Genomic DNA, 5176 nt, shown 5'->3' on the forward strand with positions numbered 1-5176 from the left:
CGAAAGGAGGCGTCATTAACAAGCGTTCGTCTACAATATAAATATAGAGCGATTCAAGATTTACATGCGAATGAAAACCTAGCAGTAATCCTTTTATGTAAAATTGCCGATGTATCTCGTGCTGCTTATTATAAATGGCTACAGCGTATGCCAACAGCTAGAGAATGAAGCAATTCTTCAAGATATTCAAGCTATTTATGAACGAGTAGGAGGCATTTATGGGTATCGAAGAATGAAATTAAATATTAATAGGATATATCATAAAAAGTTTAATCACAAACGTATTTATCGCTTAATGCACATTGCTGGATTACAGTCCGTGATTCGTCGGAAAAGAAAGCGCTATGTTCCTTCACCTGCGCAATATGTCGCTGAAAACCGACTGAATCGCGAATTTACTGCAAGCAAGCCCAATGAAAAATGGGTTACAGATGTCACGGAGTTCAAATTAGGAAACGGAAGGAAAACATATTTAAGCGCCATTTTAGATCTTTACGATGGCTCCATTATTAGTTATGTATTGGGACATTCAAACAATAATAAATTGGTATTTCGAACATTGGATCAAGCTATCACTATATTAAAAGAGAATGAACATCCATTGATTCATAGTGATCGAGGGTATCAATATACGTCAAATGGGTTTAAGAGAAAAATAGAAAAGGCACAAATGATTCATAGCATGTCACGTATAGGAAAATGTATAGATAATGGACCGATGGAATCGTTTTGGGGAACGTTGAAGTGTGAAAAGTATTACCTGCATAAGTATGAAACATTTGAAACGTTACAACAAGCAATAGATGATTATATCCAGTTTTACAATAACGAACGTTACCAAGAAAGATTAAACGGCTTAAGCCCATTGGAATACAGGGTTCAAGCCGCTTAAAGTATTTTTATTATTTCCACTGTCTACTTGACAGGGAGCTGTTCATTTTTTACTATCTATCTAAATGAGATAGGATAATATCGCCTAGCTTTCCTTATTTTCTTTTTCCCCTTTTCTACAACTGCTAATACACTTAGTAGTAATAATTATGATATGTGTTTAAGTATACTAATCCATTATAGTTGACAAATATTGTTGAATTAAACAATACAATTTAATATTTTTCTTTCATGTCAAGAATCAAAATGTTTTACATCTGTAATTCCTCTTATCTAGCTTATATTTTATTATTTATGAGGATATTAAATACTTCTATTTTAATCAACATAACTACTTTGCAATACTGATAAAAAGCGCAAATGGTATTATACTCTCTGCTTATTAATTTGTATTCTTAGCTATTCTACTTTACAGCACTTCGATTTATTTTAATATACTTCTTCGACAAACCTTCTTTTTCTACATTTTTCTTACCAACTAGATAAACTAACGTAAAACTTGCAACCGTAAATAGGGCTTTCCCCAAATACTTCACACTTATTCATCCTTTCCATATTCACAAATTTTTGACACTAAAGAATGCGCTACTAAATCACTATATAGAATTTGAATTACTTCACTTGGAAAATTCTCGTGCATTGAACATACGGATAATTTATATTTTGGATCAATTTCATACTGATTCAACCAAAAAGATCCAAAAGTAATGTTGCACTTTAAAATAAATTTCCTATTTGTTGTTATATTAATAGAAAAAGAATTTAAAGGTACTATTAAACCTTTTCCAATTGCCTTAACAAAAGACTCTTTAAGTGTCCAAAAATCATAAAAACAAGCTAGTCGATTATAATCACGCTGACTAGTTATGTATCTATATTCCTCCTTAGTAAAGAAACGCTGCGCAATTTCCAAATCTATTGTCTTTATTAATTCGATATCTATACCAATAGGTTTATTGTCAGTCGCACATACTACCCAACTACCGGAATGAGAAATATTAAAATGGAAATCTAATTCCCCGCTAAGATATGGTTTACCATATTCATTATAAGAAAAATGTAATAAATCATTTGCAATCCCACGTTCCCTTTTGATAACTGCTCGTATTAATAATTCACCAAAAAGACTTCGGATTGCATCTTCTTGCCTAACATAACGCATTACTTTTTCCCTTTTCTCTTTTGAAATTTCATTTAAATAGCATTGAAATTCATAGTTAGATAATTCTTTTGGTACCTTTACTGCATATATATTCATCATTATATGCCTACATTAGGTTTATCTATAAGAATTTTATTTATTAAATTTATTACTAGCCTTTCTTGTTGCTTAATAAAGAAATGGTTCCCATCAAATTTAAACCATTCACAAGATTTACTAGTATAATTTTCCCACGCTTTGATTTTGTCTAAAGTAATGGTATCTTCATCTCCATAAAAGATATAAAATGGTGTATTTAACAATGGGCGATTATCTTGAAACTTGTAAGTCTCTACAATCTTATAATCCGCCCTTATAATAGGTAAATACCTGTCTAATAAGACTTTATACTTCATTAATTCAGCAGGTGTTCCACCCAAACTAAAAATTTTTTTAATAAAACGTTCTTTCTCATATAAGTGCACATTTTCTTGATTAAGAAAATTCGGTGCAGCTTTACCAGAGAAAAAGAATGCTTCTGGTATACGACGCTTCTCTTGCTGAATTTTATGGCCTAATTCAAAAGCAAGTAAGCTCCCCATGCTGTGTCCAAAAATAGCATAAGGAGAGTCATCTAATTCTTTATGAATTATACTATAAATATCTTCTACCACTTCGAATACGCTTGTATAGAAATTCTCCCGATATCTCTTTCCTCTTCCTGCTAATTCAACATTTTCAAGAGTAATTTCTGATAATAAAGATGCTTTCCACCCATTAAAAATAGCAGCTGAACCACCCGCATATGGTAAACATATTAACTTCATTTTTCCATTTCCTCCTTCTAAACAAAGAGAAAGTCATCTATATTTATACTAAAAAATTGAGGAATAAATTTGTTACACACTACTTTTCCTGCAATTTAATACTTATTTATAATTTTATTCATATACTTAAATTATAATATTAGATTTCACTATAACAAATTTTTAATTTAACTTATTTCTTTACACTCCTAAATTTCCACAATTAACCCTCTGATTATTCATCCAATTCCTTTATTGTTTATTGTTTATTCTTTATCAATAACTCTTCGTTTTTCACATAATTTCACAAGTTACTATAACAGTATTAACAATAATAAAACCAGTGCACACCCCTTAATAAACTGACATGCACTGGCATTCGTTTTATTATACTAATTTATTGAGAAAAGATACGCTCACTATATCCCTCCATAAAAATCATACTAAATTCATTTCAACATTCCGTTCAATTATTTCATTTAATGCAAGTTTAATAATTCCTACATTCGCATCAATAAATTTACGATTGAGCAGTTCATTATGATTTCCAAATCCTTCATATTCTACGTAAGTTTTTATTGTTGCATTTGACCAATTAGATTTATCTAAACCTTTTACGACTAAGTTATGAATGTTAGATTGTACTATTCCAGAATTATTCAATTGTTTCATATATTTTTCATAGCAATATGATTTATTTTTTACAGATGGAATATCTTGAACTTGTTTAAACCATTCTGAGATATTTTCATTATTATCCATGTCACTTTCTAATAATTCTTCCCGCAATTTTTGCATCTCAGGATTCATCAATGATGTATCTAACATAATAATATCAGATATTTCAAGCCCCTTTTGCTCCATGACTTTAGCAATCTCAAATGCCAGATTACCTCCTGCTGAGTATCCAAGAAATACATACGGCCCTTGTTCCTGAATGCTAACAATTGATTCCACATACTCATTAATCATGTCTACGTAATTTGAGTAATAATCAATAAAGTCATAAGCGTATAGGACACATTGATTTTCTAGTCTTTTAGCCATTTCAAAATATTCCATACCAAGTCCTGATATTGTAGAAGGAAAACAAAAAATATTTATATAGCCCTTATCGTTTAACTTTAAGAAATTAGTGTTTTTTTCCATTCCTAACTGGGATTTCATTATTTGCTGCGCCATTGTTTCAATAGTAGGTGTATCGAATACTACTCGATAAGGTAAATTCACTCCAATACTTTGGGACACTTTCCGAATTAATTGTAACACCTTTAAAGAATGTCCTCCGATATCAAAGAAATTTTCCCTTATACCGATTTGTTCCAAACCAAGTACTTCTTTCCATATTTCAGCCAAGCGTACCTCTACAACTGTTCGAGGCGCTTCGTATTCCATTCCTGTTTGTAAATTCCCTTCCAATTCAAGTAATACTTTTCGATCAACTTTCCCATTAGGTGTTAATGGCATTTGTGTAAGTTTTACAAAGTACGATGGAATCATATAATTCGGGAGTTCTTTTGAAAGTTCACTTCTAAGTTTTCCAACCGTTAGTGAATCATCTCCAACATAATACGCACACAATTGTTTTAATCCATCTTTATCTTCTTGTTTTCCAACCGTTAGTGAATCATCTCCAACATAATACGCACACAATTGTTTTAATCCATCTTTATCTTCTTGAGCAATTATAATGGCCTCTTGAATCATTTCTATTTTCAGGAGTTCCGTCTCTACTTCACCAATTTCAATCCGATTACCACGGATTTTGACCTGATGATCCATTCTTCCTAAATATTCGATATTTCCATCCGGTAACCATCTTGCCAAATCACCAGTTTTATACATCTTTTCTTCTGGACTAAATGGATTTTCTACAAATTTTTCTTTTGTCAAATCTAGACGATTTAAATAACCTCGCGCCACCCCTGATCCAGCTATACACAGTTCTCCTGCTACACCGATAGGTAACAATTGTCCGGCTTTATCCATAATATAAACCTGATGATTATAAATTGGGCGACCAATAGGAATACACTTATTGTCAGCTAACTCATCTCGACTTGTCCAAACCGTTGAACAAATAGAATCTTCAGTTGGACCATAAGCATTTACATACATTACATGATCTCTCCATTTATTCACTAACTGAATGGAAGAAGAGGATCCAGCAGTTATAAGCTTCTTTAAAAATGGTATTTGGTTTGGTTCCAAGTAAGTCGCATACGCTGGAGGTAAAGTAGCTGTTGTAATTTTATTTTCATTCATAAAATGATTAAATAAATGGTAATCTAAAATCACTGACTTTGAAGGTATATATAAGGTCGCTCCAAAGAATAAG

Annotated in this window: 5 protein-coding genes; 1 reads left to right on the plus strand and 4 read right to left on the minus strand. The window is 31.6% G+C overall.

Translation table 11 applies throughout. From position 1 onward, the window contains the following. The first annotated feature begins 109 nt into the window (after positions 1-109). Entirely contained in the window at positions 110-892 is a 783-nt protein-coding gene (locus AZF08_RS23055; protein WP_063177387.1) for an IS3 family transposase, read from the plus strand. A 403-nt stretch (positions 893-1295) separates the two neighbouring features. Here the strand turns inward: AZF08_RS23055 and AZF08_RS31890 are convergent, their stop codons facing one another. The 4 genes from AZF08_RS31890 to AZF08_RS23070 all read right to left on the minus strand — a co-directional run. Next, positions 1296-1427 carry a hypothetical protein gene (locus AZF08_RS31890; protein ID WP_265182935.1) on the minus strand — a complete coding sequence of 44 codons (132 nt, stop codon included), beginning with the start codon at positions 1425-1427 and terminating at the stop codon, positions 1296-1298. Positions 1428-1429: 2 nt separating this feature from the next. Then, positions 1430-2152 carry a 4'-phosphopantetheinyl transferase family protein gene (locus AZF08_RS23060; protein WP_051725996.1) on the minus strand — a complete coding sequence of 241 codons (723 nt, stop codon included), beginning with the start codon at positions 2150-2152 and terminating at the stop codon, positions 1430-1432. Next, positions 2152-2859 carry a thioesterase II family protein gene (locus AZF08_RS23065; RefSeq protein WP_033679206.1) on the minus strand — a complete coding sequence of 236 codons (708 nt, stop codon included), beginning with the start codon at positions 2857-2859 and terminating at the stop codon, positions 2152-2154. Before AZF08_RS23065 ends, AZF08_RS23060 begins: the two co-directional genes overlap by 1 nt. A gap of 417 nt (positions 2860-3276) precedes the next feature. Further along, on the minus strand, positions 3277-5176 hold a 1900-nt coding region (locus AZF08_RS23070; RefSeq protein WP_153019577.1), incomplete at its 5' end, for an AMP-binding protein.

It is taken from the genome of Bacillus gaemokensis (genome assembly GCF_001590835.1).
GTDB classification, from domain to species: domain Bacteria; phylum Bacillota; class Bacilli; order Bacillales; family Bacillaceae_G; genus Bacillus_A; species Bacillus_A gaemokensis.